The sequence below is a fragment of the Mycobacterium sp. Dal123C01 genome, assembly GCF_052566995.1.
In genome coordinates this window covers 5,086,270-5,100,308 of the sequence record NZ_CP199580.1, presented here as the reverse complement: position 1 = coordinate 5,100,308, position 14,039 = coordinate 5,086,270, and the positions used below count along the sequence as shown (strand labels likewise).

Here is a 14,039-nt window from a genome sequence, read left to right as displayed (position 1 = left end):
TTACCAGGTGCGGCGCGCTCCAGTGGTGAGTTCATTGCCCGTATGCCGCCAGCGCGGCTCTTTGTCGAGGGTGCGCTCCGTGATACCCCTCAAACTACGAATCACGGTTCCGTACAAGCCCGAAGCGGTGCTCGAAAGTTTGCCGCCCGGTGGCTCATCCATGAACGGCATGAACTTGTCCGGGAAGCCGGGCATCGTGCACCCGATGCAGATGCCGCCGACGTTCGGGCAACCACCGATTCCGTTGATCCACCCGCGCTTGGGCACATTGCACTTCACGACCGGGCCCCAACAGCCAAGCTTGACAATGCATTTCGGTGACCCGTACTCGGTGGCGAAATCGCCCTGCTCGTAGTAGCCGGCCCGGTCGCAACCCTCGTGCACGGTCGCCCCGAACAACCACTTGGGCCGCAGCGCCTCGTCGAGCGGGATCATCGGCGCCTGACCGGTCGCCATGTACAGCAGGTAGGTCAGCGTCTCGGACAGGTTGTCGGGATGGATCGGGCAGCCGGGTACGCAGACGATCGGAATGCCCGCCTTGCTCTTCCAGTCCCAGCCGAGATAGTCCGGTACGCCCATCGCTCCGGTCGGATTGCCGGCCATCGCGTGGATGCCGCCGTAGGTCGCGCAGGTCCCGACCGCGACGACCGCAGTGGCCTTGGGCGTCAACCGGTCGAGCCACTCGCTGGTGGTCATCGGCTGGCCGGTGGCGGGGTCGTTGCCGAACCCGCACCAGTACCCCTCGTCCTTGATCTTCTCGTTCGGAATGGATCCCTCCACGACCAGCACGAACGGTTCCAATTCACCGCGGTCGGCTCTGAAGAACCACTCGAGGAAATCGTCGGCCCCTCCGCTGGGTCCGCATTCGAAATCGATCAGAGGCCAGTGCACGGCGACTTTGGGAAGACCGGGAAGCGCCCCGAGGGCGATCTCCTCAACGCTGGGCTGGGTGGCGGCAGTCAACGCCACCGAATCACCGTCACAACTGAGGCCTGCGTTGATCCATAACACGTGGATCAACGTTTCTTCTGCTTTGACTGCTGCGTCCGTTGGCATGCTGCAGCTTTCCGGGGCCGGGCTGGGACCCCTACGCCGCCGGAGTCGACCGTCGGCCCACTTGCGCAGCGTTGTTTTTGGGTCTACTCCCGCCCTCCGGAGTTGTCAACGGTTCCCGTTTTACCGGCACCCAAACAAGTGTTTCGCAGCCCGGTCCAGGTGTCCTAGTGCCATTGTGGGACAGCGCTTTTCGGGCGACACGCGCCCCGGTGCGAAACCACTGAGGATGGCTAATTTTTCTGACGTTGGGTAGGTTGTCCACAGCATTTGTAGCGGCCTTGTCATGCAAATCATTTGCATGACAATCGGAGTTCAGTCCACGACGCCCTGGGCGAACCGTCTCAGCCAGCCAAACCAGGCACCCATGCCGGCACCGGTGCGCGCGCTTACCGGCAGGATCGTCGCGGTCGCATTGACGTCGCGCACGTGCGCGATGTAGGTGTCCACCTCGACATCCAGGTGGGGGACCAGGTCAATCTTGTTGAGCAACACCACATCCACCGATCGGAACATCACCGGGTACTTCAGCGGTTTGTCCTCGCCCTCGGTGACGGAGTAGACCATGGCCTTCGCATGCTCGCCGACGTCGAACTCCGCCGGGCAGACCAGGTTGCCGACGTTTTCGATGATCACCAGGTTCAGACTCCGAAGGTCGAGGCCCGGCAGTGCACGATTGACCATGGGCGCGTCGAGATGGCATTCGCCGCCAAAGCCGTTACTGGTGTTCAGCAGTGACACCTGGGCGCCGCGACCGCTCAGCTTGGCCGCATCGAGATCGGTGGCGATGTCGCCCTCGATCACCCCGATCGCGAACTCACCGGCGAGCTCGTCGAGTGTTGCCTGCAGGACGGTCGTCTTTCCCGACCCCGGAGAGCTCATCAGGTTCAGGGTGCGGATCCCGTTGCTTTCGAACGCGGCCCGGTTGGCGTCGGCGAGAACGTCGTTCTCGGCGAAGATCGCCTCCAGCACGTCGATGCGCTGCTTGCCGGTCTCGTAGTGGCTGTGATCGCCGTGGTCGCGATCGTGGGGCGGGTGATCGTGCTCATGGGTGTGCACGGTTCCGTCGTCGTGTCGATGAAATCTACCCATCGTCAACACCTTTCACGAGACGTCCAACGACGTCACCAGGAATTCGTTGCCGCGGAGTACCTCGACGTCGGAACTGTCGCATCGCGGACACCAAATCGACCAGGCCGAGGTGATCTCCGACTGCCGGCCGCAGGCACGGCAGCGCACCTCGGCGCTGACACACTCGAGTTCCAGCGCGGCGTCCGGCATGTCCTCCGAGTCCCGGACCAGGGTCCAACAGAACGACAACGACTCGGGAACCACCTGGCGCAGGGCGCCGATCCGGACGCGGACCACGTCGACGTGCCGTCCGTCGGCATGTGTCTTGACCACGCCGGCGATCGCCTCGCACAGCGATAGCTCATGCATTGCCGGTCACCGGCGTCGGGCGCGGGCCCATGAATTCGTTTCTACACCGCGGGGGCCGCGACGAATACCCCGATGACGCGGCAGGTTAGGGCGTGGTCTCGGCGGCCGAGGCGCTTGCGGCCCATTTCTCTTCGATGCGGCCGTAGCGCCAGACGAGCAGCGCGACCGCCCAGGTGCTGACGAACAGGCCGACGATGACGAAGCCGACCGTGTTGAGGTCGAGACCGCCGAGCCAATCCCAGAAGGGGCCCCGCCACCGCAGCTCCTCGGCAAACAGGTCGAGCAGCTCGATGCTGCCGATCAGCAGGGCGACGACGACCGATAACCCGGTGATCGTGATGTTGTAGTAGATCTTGCGGACCGGGTTGGAAAACGCCCAGCCGTAGGCGAAATTCATGAACGAGCCGTCGATGGTGTCCAGCAGACACATGCCCGCGGTGAACAACACCGGCAGACACAGGATCGCGTACCACGGCAGCCCGGCGGCCGCACTGGTGCCGGCCAGCACCAGCAGGGTGATCTCGGTGGCGGTGTCAAAGCCCAGACCGAACAGCAAACCGATCGGGTACATGTGCCAGGACTTGGTGATCGAACGCGTGAAACGGCCGAGCAACCGGTTGAGCAACCCGCGGTTGTCCAAGTGCTGTTCGAGCTCCGCTTCGTCGTATTCGCCGCGGCGCAACCGCAGGAACACCCGCAGGATTCCGACCAGCACAACGAGGTTGAGGATGGCGATCAGATACAGGAACACGCCCGAGACGCTGGTGCCGATCAGGCCGGTGTAGTGATGCAGCGTCGAGGAATCGTCTTCGACCGGTCCGACGATGGCCTTCGCCCCGATCGCCAGCAGCATCGCCAGCGCGAACACCACGGTGGAGTGGCCCAGCGAGAAGAAGAACCCGACGGCAAGCGGGCGCTGCCCGTCGCTCATCAGCTTGCGGGTGGTGTTGTCGATGGCGGCGATGTGGTCGGCGTCAAAGGCGTGGCGCAGGCCCAGCGCATAAGCTGTCAGCCCAACCCCGATACCAAATGCCTTGCCGCCCACGCTTAATCGCGCCGGATCCACGAGCACGAGCAGGGTGGTCCAGCCGATGAGATGCAGTGCGACGATCACTGCCAGCATGACTCCCAGGCGCCCCCATTCCGGGGGTGTCAGGAAGCCGTGCAGCCTGGCGAGCCTGGTCCGCGGCGCGGCAAGCTCAATACTGGCCATTCGGTCCCTCCTGCGTTGGCAGAACGCCACAGCCACGACTGTAGGTTCGAGCGTGAACTGGATGCAAGTGACTTGCATGAAGGAATACCCTCGGACCGGCGCCGAGCACTGGCAATCCGGGATATCCGGCGCGACACTTAACGGGTGACGCCCAATCCGTCGGCTCTTGATCCCGCGGTCACCGAACGTATCGGTGATTTTCTGCGCGCCCGCGGGTTGCGGCGGATGGCGTCGCGGATACAGGTGTTGGCAGTGCTCGAACCGGTTAACGGGCACCTTTCGGTCGCGGAGATCCATCAGCGGGTGCGGGCCTGCCTACCTACTGGCGCGCACCCACCCGACGTGGCCACCATCTACCGCACGGTGACCACCCTGGTCGAGCAGGCGGTGTTGCACGCCTTGACCCTGGACGGCGGTGTCACGACCTACGGGCTGGCGACCGCCCCGCACCACCACGCGGTATGCACGCAGTGCGGCTCGATCATCGAAGTGCCCGCGGGGCAGCTCAGCTCTGCGCTCGAGCACGCGATGGCGGGTAGTGCGTTCGCCCTGTCGGAGCGGGCCGGCCTGACGTTGCGTGGCCTGTGCCCGCGATGCCAGGAGGGCGAGTCAGCCGGGCGCCGCTGAGCTCAGCGCAGCGCCAGCAAGGCATTCTCCACCACTTCGGGCAGCGCCGGATGGATCCAGTACTGGCCGCGGGCCATCTGCGGGGCGGTAAGCCCGAAGCTCATCGCCTGGATCAACGGCTGGATGATCGACGATGCCTGATGGCCCATGATGTGTGCACCCAGCAAGCAGCCGGTGTTGCGTTCGGCGATCAGCTTGACGATCCCGGTGGTGTCTTCCATCGCCCACCCGTAGGCCACGTGGCCATACTTTTCTATTGCCACCGAGACGTCGAATCCGCGTGCAATGGCTTGGTTTTCGGTCAATCCGACCGCTGCCAGCTGAGGATCGGTAAACACCGCCGATGGTACGAACCGGTGGTCGGTCACGGTCATCGATTCGGTGTCGTCCCAGTCGCAGAGCAGATTGTGCTGCACGACGCGCGCTTCGTGGTTGGCGACGTGCTTGAGCATATACGGCGACGAGACGTCGCCCAGCGCGAAAACGCCACGGGCGGAGGTCCGTTGGTATTCATCGACGACCACCCGGCCATCCTCGACATCGACCCCGGCCTGCCCGGCGTCGAGTAGATCGGCGTTGGACAACCGGCCGGTGGCCACCAGCAAGAGGTCGGCGTTCAGTGTCGAGCCGTCGTCGAGCTCGAGTGCGACGCCCGAATCGCGGTTGGTGCCGCCGACGACGTTGCGGTGAGTGCGCAGTTCCCATTTCGATGAGGCGATGCGGGTGAACCGCCGGCAGAGGGTGTCGTCGTAGTGCCGCAGCAGCGTGGCGCCACGGACCACGAGGGTGACCCGGACGCCGAGCGAGGAGAAGATGTGCGCGAATTCGGCTGCCACGAAGCCACTTCCGATAATCACCAGATGCTCGGGCAACTCCGCGATTCGCATCACGGTGTCGCTGGTGTGGTAATCGAGGTTGGATGCCAGGATCGCCGGCGGAACCGTGGGCCGCGAGCCCGCGGCGATCACCACCTGATCGGCAGTGAATTCTTCGCCGGCGTCGGTGCGCAGCAGATAGCGTCCGTCGGCCTGAACCGGTCCGAACCGGGTGTGCTGCTTGTACACGTCGGTATTGGGTGCGGAGCTCCGATAATCCTCGCCGCTGAGCCCGATTGGATCGATTCGTCCGAAGACGCGGGAGACGATGTCGTCCCAGCGCACCGCGCCGATGCGTGCGTCGACGCCGTAGCGCGCCGCCTCCCGGATCGTCTGGGCGACTTCGGCGGCGTAGACGAACATCTTGGTCGGGATGCACCCGACGTTGAGGCACGTACCACCAAAGGTGCCGTGTTCGCAGATCGCCACCCGCTTGTCGGCATGTCGATCATCGAGAATGCTATTGCCCGAACCGGTTCCGATGATCGCGACGTCGTAGGTCTCCACGCCGTCACCCCTTTCCGAACGATGCCGAGGCGTCGGTGTTATCGGAGCGTAGGTAGCCGTCCAGCCAGATGTCCAGTTCCCGATACGCGACCTCGCGAGGCTCCTGCAGCGACAAAAACACATCGTGTTTGGCGTCGGCCACCGGAACCATGGCGCTGCGGTTCCCGATACAGCCCGCCCACCTGGCGATCTGGGTGACGTCCAGAACAGCGTCGCCGCGTTGCATAGAACTCGGGTCGGTGGTTTCGCGCACACTGTGGTCCGACCGCAGGATCAGGTTGGGCACCCCGACATCGAGGCCCCGGTGTAACCGGGTCTGGCCGCGGCGCACCGCGTGCAACCACCCCACGGTGATAGGGAAGCCGCCCAACGGTTTCCACTGCAGGTCGTAGTCGAACTCGCCGCCGTAGTCGCGGTGCAGGCTGGTGCCGTAACCGCCCTTGCTGGCCGACCGGACCACGCCTTTGGAACGCACTCGCGACAGGCCGGCGATCATCGCCGAGGTCATTCCCAGGCGCAGGATCGCCGGGCCATGCAGATCCAGGAACGGGCTGTTGAGGATCAGACCACCGATGCCGGCGTGTGCTTTGGCGTTGCGCCGGCGCAACCGGTCCAGCCACATCGGCACGATCAGACCGCCGGCGGAGTGGCCGTACATCAGAACTTCGACGGCACGGCCGGGACCGGCCTGCTCGCCGATGACGGCGAGGGCGCGTTCGAGTTCGGTGTCGTACTGGGCGAGATCGGTGATGAAGTGCGGGGTCTGGCCGTCGCGCCGGGACCGGCCGCACTTCTGCAGGTCCAACGCATAGAAGGTGAAACCGCGGTTGGCGAAGTGATCGGCCAGCGCGGTGTTGAAGAAGTAGTCGGTGTAACCATGGACCGCCAGGACCGCGTGCTCGAGACCGGTTTCGGGGCCGCGCCGGATCAAGGTTGCGACGATGTCGCCCTCGCCCGCGGGATCGGGGCCCAACGGGATGGTGTACTGCCAGCAGCCAGGCAGGACATCCGGCACCCAGCCAGTCACCCGGCCAGCTTAGCGTGGCGAAAGCTTTTGCTGGTCGAGGCCGGTCCAGGCCGGTTCAGGTCGTTTCGGCGATGCCGACCGGGATAGCCTGATGACCGGCAGAGCCAACGGAAGGACCAACGCGGCGGTGGCAGACCCTGGGACGGCGCGTACCGACGTCGTGCTGGTCGGCGCCGGCATCATGAGCGCCACCCTGGGTGCGTTGCTGCGGCGGCTGGAGCCGGATTGGTCGATCACGCTGATCGAGCGGCTGGACGCCGTCGCCGCGGAAAGCAGCAGTCCCTGGAACAACGCCGGCACCGGGCATTCCGCGCTGTGCGAGCTGAACTACACCCCGCAGAATGCCGACGGTTCAATCGACATCACCAAAGCGGTCGTCATCAACGAGCAATTCCAGGTGACCCGCCAGTTCTGGGCTTACGCCGTCGAGAACGGCATCCTCACCGATCGAAGCTTCCTGAACCGCGTCCCGCATGTCAGTTTCGTGCACGGCGCGCAGTGGGTCGACTATCTGCGGCGGCGGCAGCGGGCATTGGCGCCCAACCCGCTGTTCGCCGGCACCGAATTGATCGACGACCCGGATGAGTTTGCCCGGCGGCTACCGTTCATGGCCGCCAAACGTGACTTCTCCGAGCCGATTGCACTGAACTGGGCCGCCGAGGGCACCGACGTCGATTTCGGTTCGCTGTCCAAACAGCTGGTCGGCTTCTGCGTGCGCAACGGCGTCACCGCGCTGTTCGGTCACGAGGTCCGCAACCTGACCCGGCACTCCGATGGCGGCTGGACGCTGCAGATCGGGAATCGTCGCACCGGCGAAAAGCGCAAGCTGAACGCAAGATTCGTGTTCGTCGGCGCCGGTGGTGACGCACTGCCGCTGCTACAGAAGTCCGGCATCAATGAGGTCAAGGGTTTCGCCGGCTTCCCGATCGGCGGCCGGTTTCTGCGCGCCGGCAATCCGGCGCTGACTGCCGCGCACCGGGCCAAGGTGTACGGGGTCCCCGCGCCCGGCGCCCCACCGCTGGGTGCGCTGCATCTGGATCTGCGGTTCGTCAACGGCAAATCGTGGTTGGTCTTCGGGCCGTACGCCGGCTGGTCGCCCAAATTCTTGAAGCATGGTCACCTCAGTGATTTGCCACGATCCGTTCGCCCGGACAACCTGTTGTCGATGCTGGGTGTCGGCGTCTCCGAGATGGCATTGGTCAATTACTTGATCCGCCAATTGCGGCTCACCGGCCCCGGCCGGGTCCATGCGCTGCGTGAATTCGCGCCCAGTGCCCTGGATTCGGATTGGGAGCTGACGGTGGCCGGTCAGCGGGTGCAGGTGATCCGGCGGGTCAAAGGCAGTGGCGGGGTGCTCGAATTCGGCACCACGGTCCTGCGCTCGGCCGACGGCAGCATCGCCGGACTGCTCGGCGGCTCGCCGGGCGCCTCGACTGCCGTGCCGATCATGCTCGATGTGCTTGCGGGATGCTTTGCCAACCGGTATCGGTCCTGGCTGCCCAGGCTCAAAGAGATGATTCCCTCGTTAGGCGCCAAGCTGTCCGATGAACCGGGGCTCTACGACGAGGTGCGCTCGTGGAGCACCAAGGTATTACAGTTGGACGCCTCATGACCCATGCAGAGCGAAGCGATGAGGAGGAGCGGCGCCGATGACTTGCGACGGCGACGATGCAGAGCGAAGCGATGAGGAGGAGCGGCGCCGATGACTGAAGCGCTACGCCGCATCTGGGCCAAAGACCTTGACGCGCAGACCCTTTACGAGCTGCTTAAGCTACGGGTAGAGGTGTTCGTCGTCGAACAGGCGATTCCGTATCCGGAGCTGGACGGACGCGATCTGCTCGCCGAAACTCGGCACTTCTGGCTGGAAACGTCTGACGGCGACGTGATCTGCACGCTGCGGCTGATGGAGGAGCACGCCGGAGGCGCGAAGGTGTTCCGGATCGGGCGGCTGTGCACCAAACGCGGCGCGCGTGGACAGGGCCACACCACCCGGTTGCTGCGCGCCGCACTGGCCGAGGTCGGCGATTACCCGTGCCGGATCAACGCGCAGACCTACTTGGCCGACATGTACGCCCAGCACGGTTTTGTCCGCGACGGCGACGATTTCCTCGACGACGGCGTTCCGCACGTCCCCATGCTGCGGCCCGGCTCCGGCCTCGCGGACAAGCCGTGAAGCCCTACCCGTTCAGCGCGATCGTCGGTCACGATCAGTTGCGGCTTGCGCTGCTGCTGTGTGCGGTGCGTCCGGAGATCGGCGGCGCGCTGATCCGCGGCGAGAAGGGCACCGCCAAATCGACGGCGGTGCGCGGGCTTGCCGCGCTGTTATCCGCGGCGACCGGAACCAACGGTGCCGCGGCCGGCCTGGTCGAATTGCCGCTCGGCGCAACCGAGGACCGGGTGATCGGTTCGCTGGATCTGCAGCGGGTGCTGCGCGACGGCGAGCATGCGTTCTCGCCGGGATTGCTCGCGCGTGCTCACGGTGGCGTGCTCTACGTCGACGAGGTCAACCTGCTGCACGATCACCTGGTCGACGTGCTGCTGGATGCCGCCGCGATGGGGCGGGTGCACGTCGAACGCGACGGCATCTCCCATTCGCATGAGGCCCGGTTCGTGCTGATCGGCACGATGAATCCGGAGGAAGGCGAACTGCGTCCGCAGCTGCTGGACCGGTTCGGTCTCACGGTCGATGTGCACGCGTCGCGTGACGTCGACGTGCGGGTGCAGGTCATCCGGGCGCGGCTGGCCTACGAGGCCGATCCGGACGCGTTCGCCGCGCAGTATGCCGACGCCGACGCCGAGTTGGCCCGTCGGATCGCCGCGGCTCGTGCGCTCGTCGACGATGTCATGTTGCCGGACAACGAATTACGGCGCATCGCGGCGCTGTGTGCGGCGTTCGACGTCGATGGGATGCGGGCCGATCTGGTGGTGGCCCGCACCGCCGCCGCCCACGCCGCCTGGCGCGGTGTGACGACCGTCGAGGAGCAGGACATCCGGGTGGCCGCCGAACTGGCGCTGCCGCATCGCCGTCGCCGCGACCCGTTCGACGATCCGGGCATCGATCGCGACCAGCTGGACCAGGCCCTGGAGCAGGCCGGTAAAGATCCCGAACCCGATTCCGACCCACCCGGGGGCGGCCAGTCTGCCAATGACCCTGCGTCACAACCGGACTCACCCTCGAACGGGAAGCCCCAACCGCCTAAAACGCGGCCCAGCGCCCCGCCGTCGAAAACCTTTCGGACCCGCACGCTGACGGTTCCCGGGGTCGGTCAAGGAGCACCCGGCCGACGTTCACGGGCCCGCAACCTCTCCGGGAGCGTGGTGGCCGCGGCCGACGGCAACGACGCGGGAGCTCACGGACTACACCTGTTCGCCACCCTGCTGTCGGCCGCCGAGCATGCCGGCGCCGGGCCGCTGCGCCCGCGACCCGACGACATACGCCGGGCGGTTCGCGAAGGACGCGAAGGCAACCTGGTGATCTTCGTCGTCGACGCGTCCGGGTCGATGGCGGCCCGGGACCGGATGGCCGCGGTGAGCGGCGCCACCCTGTCGCTGCTGCGTGACGCCTATCAGCGGCGTGACAAGGTCGCGGTGATCACGTTCCGGCAGCAGCAGGCGCGGCTGTTGCTGCCGCCAACGTCGTCGGCACACATCGCCGGCCGACGGTTGGCCCGGTTCGATACCGGTGGGAGGACTCCGCTGGCCGAGGGACTGCTCGCCGCGCGTGAGCTGATCGTCCGGGAACGGGCGCGCGACCAGGCCCGGCGTGCCCTGGTCGTGGTGCTCACCGACGGCCGGGCCACGGCTGGACCGGACCCGTTGGGCCGCAGTCGAATCGCGGCCTCACGGCTGGTCGCCGAAGGTGCGGCGGCGGTCGTGGTGGACTGTGAAACGTCGTACGTGCGACTGGGATTGGCCGGGCAGCTGGCCCGCCAGCTCGGTGCGCAGACCATTCGGCTGGAACAATTGCACGCCGACCATTTGACGCAGGCCGTGCGCAGCGTGGCCTAGCCGCGGAGCACAACAAGGGAGGTGCGCCCTTATGCCACAGGGAACCCCGGTGCAGGTCCCGGACGACGGGCTGACCACCCGGGACCGGCGCAATCTGCCGGTGCTGGCGGTGCACACCGGTGACGGCAAAGGGAAGTCGACTGCGGCGTTCGGAATGGCGTTGCGCGCGTGGAACGCACGCCTTGACGTCGCGGTGTTTCAGTTCGTCAAGAGCGCCAAGTGGAAGGTGGGCGAGGAAGCCGCCTTCCGGCAACTGGGCCAGTTGCACGATGAGCTCGGCGCCGGGGGAGCGGTGGAATGGCACAAGATGGGTGCGGGCTGGTCCTGGTCGCGTAAATCCGGCGGCGAGGAAGATCATGCGGCGGCGGCCGCCGCCGGCTGGACGGAGATCTCCCGCCGGCTGGCCGAGCAGCGCCACGACTTCTACGTGCTCGACGAGTTCACCTATCCGTTGAAGTGGGGCTGGATCGACGTCGACGAGGTGGTGGAGGTGTTGCTGGCCCGGCCCGGGCACCAGCATGTGGTGATCACCGGACGCGCCGCCCCGCCGCGGCTGGTTGAGGCCGCCGACCTCGTCACCGAGATGACCAAGGTCAAGCACCCGATGGACGCGGGACGCAAGGGGCAAAAGGGCATCGAGTGGTGAATGTCCCCGCGGTCGTCGTCGCCGCTCCCGCGTCGGGCAGCGGAAAGACCACGGTCGCAACGGGTTTGATCGGGGCGATGCGTGAGGTCGGACATACGGTCGCGCCGTTCAAGGTGGGCCCGGACTTCATCGACCCCGGCTACCACGGGCTGGCCGCGGGGCGGCCCGGACGCAACCTTGACCCGGTGTTGGTGGGGGAACAGCTCATTGGCCCGCTTTACGCCCATGGTGCGGCCGGCGCGGACATCGCGGTGATCGAGGGCGTGATGGGGCTGTTCGACGGACGGATCGGTCCCCCTGAAAGTCCAGCGACGTCCCTGCCGGCGGGCTCCACCGCCCACGTCGCCGGTCTGGTGGGCGCCCCGGTGATCCTGGTGGTCGACGCACGCGGCCAAAGCCACAGCATCGCCGCTCTGCTGCACGGCTTTTCGACGTTCGATACCGCAACCCGGATCGCCGGCGTAATTCTCAACCGGGTGGGATCGGCGCGGCACGAGCAGGTGTTGCGGCAGGCGTGCGAGCACACCGGCATCCCGGTGTTGGGTGCCATTCCGCGCAACGCCGAATTAGAGCTTCCGACACGGTATTTGGGTCTGGTCACCGCGGTCGAGTATGGGCGCCGCGCCCGGCTCGCGGTCGAGGCGATGACCGCTCTGATCGCGCGGCACGTCGACCTGGCCGCGGTGGTGGCGGCCGCGCGCAGCCAGATCAGCGGCCCGGCGTGGGATCCCGTTGCCGCGGTGGGGGAGACGGCCGGTCGGCGCCGCGCCACGGTGGCGATGGCCGCCGGGAAGGCCTTCAGCTTCGGCTACGCCGAACACGCCGAGCTGCTGCGTGCCACCGGCGCCGACGTGGTCGACTTCGACCCGCTGGTCGATACGTTGCCCGACGGCACCGATGCGGTGCTGCTGCCCGGCGGCTTTCCCGAACAGTTCACCGCCGACCTGTCCGCCAATGACGTCGTCCGACAGCAGATCAGCGAGCTAGCCGGCACCGGCGCACCGGTGCACGCCGAATGTGCCGGTCTGATCTACCTGGCTGCCGAACTCGACGGGTACCCGATGTGCGGAGTGCTGGCCGGATCGGCGCGGTTCACCCCACACCTGAAGTTGGCGTATCGCGACGCGGTCGCGGTGGCCGATTCGGCGCTGTATGCCGCCGGAGCGCGGGTGGTCGGACATGAATTCCACCGGACCGTGGTCACCTTCACCGAGAGCTACCAGCCCGCCTGGGTCTACCGGGCCGGCGAAGCGGGCCACGATGCCGCCGCGGTGCGCGACGGCGTGGTGCATGCCGGCGTACACGCGTCGTATCTGCACACTCACCCTGCCGCGGCCCCGGACGCGGTGGTGCGTTTCGTCGCACACGCCGCCAACCGGCGTGAGAGCCGCGCCGATGGTCTTCACTAAGCTTGCCGGGTGACCGAGAGCCCCTACCTCGTCGGATTGCGGCTGACCGGTAAGAAGGTCGTCGTGGTCGGCGGAGGCACGGTCGCCCAGCGTCGGCTACCCCTACTCATCGCCAGTGGCGCCGACATCCACGTGATCAGCCGCTCCGCCACCCCCGCGGTCGAGGCGATGGACGGAATCACCTTGTCGGTGCGCGAGTACCGCGCCGGCGACCTCGACGGGGCCTGGTATGCGATCGCGGCCACCGATGATGCGCAGGTGAATGCGGCCGTCGTCGCCGAGGCCGATAGCCGACAGATCTTCTGCGTGCGCGCCGACATCGCGCTCGAGGGCACCGCGGTGACCCCGGCGTCGTTCAGCTACGCCGGACTGTCGGTGGGGGTGCTGGCCGGCGGGGAGCACCGCAGGTCGGCAGCGATCCGCTCGGCCATCCGTGAAGCGTTGCAGCAGGGCCTGATTACTCCGGAAAGTTCAGAGAGTTCCGACGTGGTGCGCGGCGGGGTGGCGCTGGTCGGCGGCGGTCCGGGCGACCCCGAGCTGATCACCGTCCGCGGTCGCCGGTTGCTCGCCCAGGCCGACGTCGTGGTCGCCGACCGCCTGGCCCCGCCCGAATTGCTCGCCGAACTGCCGCCGCACGTCGAAGTCATCGATGCGGCCAAGATCCCGTACGGGCGGGCCATGGCCCAGGACGCGATCAACAACGTCATGATCGAACGGGCCCGCTCCGGGAGCTTCGTGGTCCGCCTCAAGGGCGGCGACCCCTTCGTGTTCGCGCGCGGTTACGAGGAGGTCCTCGCGTGCGCCGAGGCCGGCATTCCGGTCACGGTGGTCCCCGGTGTGACCAGTGCCATAGCCGTGCCGGCATTGGCGGGCGTTCCGGTCACTCATCGGGCGGTAAACCACGAGTTCGTGGTGGTCAGCGGCCACCTGGCGCCCGGGCATCCCGAATCGTTAGTGAATTGGAATGCACTGGCGGGGTTATCGGGCACCATTGTTTTGCTGATGGCGGTCGAACGCATTGAGCTCTTCGTCGAGGTGCTGCTGAAGGGTGGCCGACCTGCGGATACGCCGGTGCTGGTGGTTCAACACGGAACAACGCCAGCTCAACACACGTTGCGAGCCACTCTTGCCGACACGCCACAGAAGGTTCGCGCGGAAGGGATCAGACCTCCCGCGATCGTCGTGATCGGGCCGGTAGCGGCATTCGGGGTTTAAACAATTCTTAAGATTACTG

The 14,039-nt window shown here is 66.4% G+C and carries 12 protein-coding genes and 1 pseudogene; 7 read left to right on the top strand and 6 right to left on the bottom strand.

Features of this window, described 5'->3' with window-relative positions; genetic code table 11:
- The 4 genes from ACTXG5_RS23935 to ACTXG5_RS23920 form a co-directional block, all read right to left on the bottom strand.
- Positions 1–1,056, bottom strand: coding sequence for a hydrogenase expression protein HypE (locus tag ACTXG5_RS23935; protein ID WP_445161156.1), 1,056 nt, complete (start codon positions 1,054–1,056; stop codon positions 1–3).
- Positions 1,057–1,368: 312 nt separating this feature from the next.
- Positions 1,369–2,145 carry a hydrogenase nickel incorporation protein HypB gene (hypB, locus tag ACTXG5_RS23930; RefSeq protein ID WP_445161155.1) on the bottom strand — a complete coding sequence of 259 codons (777 nt, stop codon included), beginning with the start codon at positions 2,143–2,145 and terminating at the stop codon, positions 1,369–1,371.
- 12 nt (positions 2,146–2,157) lie between these two features.
- On the bottom strand, positions 2,158–2,493 hold the full coding sequence (locus ACTXG5_RS23925; RefSeq protein ID WP_445161154.1) for a hydrogenase maturation nickel metallochaperone HypA: 336 nt from the start codon (positions 2,491–2,493) through the stop codon (positions 2,158–2,160).
- Between the two features lie 85 nt (positions 2,494–2,578).
- Positions 2,579–3,706: a HoxN/HupN/NixA family nickel/cobalt transporter gene (locus tag ACTXG5_RS23920; RefSeq protein ID WP_445161153.1), complete on the bottom strand. Its 1,128-nt coding sequence runs from the start codon at positions 3,704–3,706 to the stop codon at positions 2,579–2,581.
- A gap of 144 nt (positions 3,707–3,850) precedes the next feature.
- Here ACTXG5_RS23920 and ACTXG5_RS23915 point away from each other — a divergent pair, with 144 nt between their 5' ends.
- Positions 3,851–4,333 (top strand): Fur family transcriptional regulator, encoded by a 483-nt coding sequence (locus tag ACTXG5_RS23915; RefSeq protein WP_445161152.1) that lies wholly within the window; start codon positions 3,851–3,853, stop codon positions 4,331–4,333.
- A gap of 2 nt (positions 4,334–4,335) precedes the next feature.
- On the opposite strand, the gene mtr is transcribed toward ACTXG5_RS23915, so the two are convergent.
- Together mtr and ACTXG5_RS23905 are read right to left on the bottom strand one after the other, a co-directional pair.
- Positions 4,336–5,715, bottom strand: coding sequence for a mycothione reductase (gene mtr / locus ACTXG5_RS23910; RefSeq protein ID WP_445161151.1), 1,380 nt, complete (start codon positions 5,713–5,715; stop codon positions 4,336–4,338).
- Between the two features lie 4 nt (positions 5,716–5,719).
- Positions 5,720–6,742 (bottom strand): alpha/beta hydrolase, encoded by a 1,023-nt coding sequence (locus tag ACTXG5_RS23905; protein ID WP_445161150.1) that lies wholly within the window; start codon positions 6,740–6,742, stop codon positions 5,720–5,722.
- A gap of 91 nt (positions 6,743–6,833) precedes the next feature.
- Between ACTXG5_RS23905 and mqo the strand changes: the two genes are divergently transcribed.
- The 6 genes and pseudogenes from mqo (at position 6,834) to cobA (ending at position 14,031) form a co-directional block, all read left to right on the top strand.
- Positions 6,834–8,354 (top strand): malate dehydrogenase (quinone), encoded by a 1,521-nt coding sequence (gene mqo, locus ACTXG5_RS23900; protein WP_445161149.1) that lies wholly within the window; start codon positions 6,834–6,836, stop codon positions 8,352–8,354.
- Positions 8,355–8,444: 90 nt separating this feature from the next.
- Positions 8,445–8,915 carry a GNAT family N-acetyltransferase gene (locus ACTXG5_RS23895; protein WP_445161148.1) on the top strand — a complete coding sequence of 157 codons (471 nt, stop codon included), beginning with the start codon at positions 8,445–8,447 and terminating at the stop codon, positions 8,913–8,915.
- Positions 8,912–10,750 (top strand): magnesium chelatase subunit D family protein, encoded by a 1,839-nt coding sequence (locus tag ACTXG5_RS23890; protein WP_445161147.1) that lies wholly within the window; start codon positions 8,912–8,914, stop codon positions 10,748–10,750. Before ACTXG5_RS23895 ends, ACTXG5_RS23890 begins: the two co-directional genes overlap by 4 nt.
- A gap of 31 nt (positions 10,751–10,781) precedes the next feature.
- A complete protein-coding gene (gene cobO, locus ACTXG5_RS23885) occupies positions 10,782–11,396 on the top strand; it encodes a cob(I)yrinic acid a,c-diamide adenosyltransferase (RefSeq protein ID WP_445161146.1) in 615 nt (204 codons plus the stop codon).
- The gene (locus ACTXG5_RS23880; protein WP_445161145.1) at positions 11,393–12,805 is read left to right on the top strand and encodes a cobyrinate a,c-diamide synthase; all 1,413 of its coding nucleotides are present in this window, start codon (positions 11,393–11,395) and stop codon (positions 12,803–12,805) included. Before cobO ends, ACTXG5_RS23880 begins: the two co-directional genes overlap by 4 nt.
- Before the next feature lie 9 nt (positions 12,806–12,814).
- A pseudogene (cobA, locus tag ACTXG5_RS23875) lies at positions 12,815–14,031 on the top strand (uroporphyrinogen-III C-methyltransferase).
- Positions 14,032–14,039 lie beyond the last annotated feature (8 nt).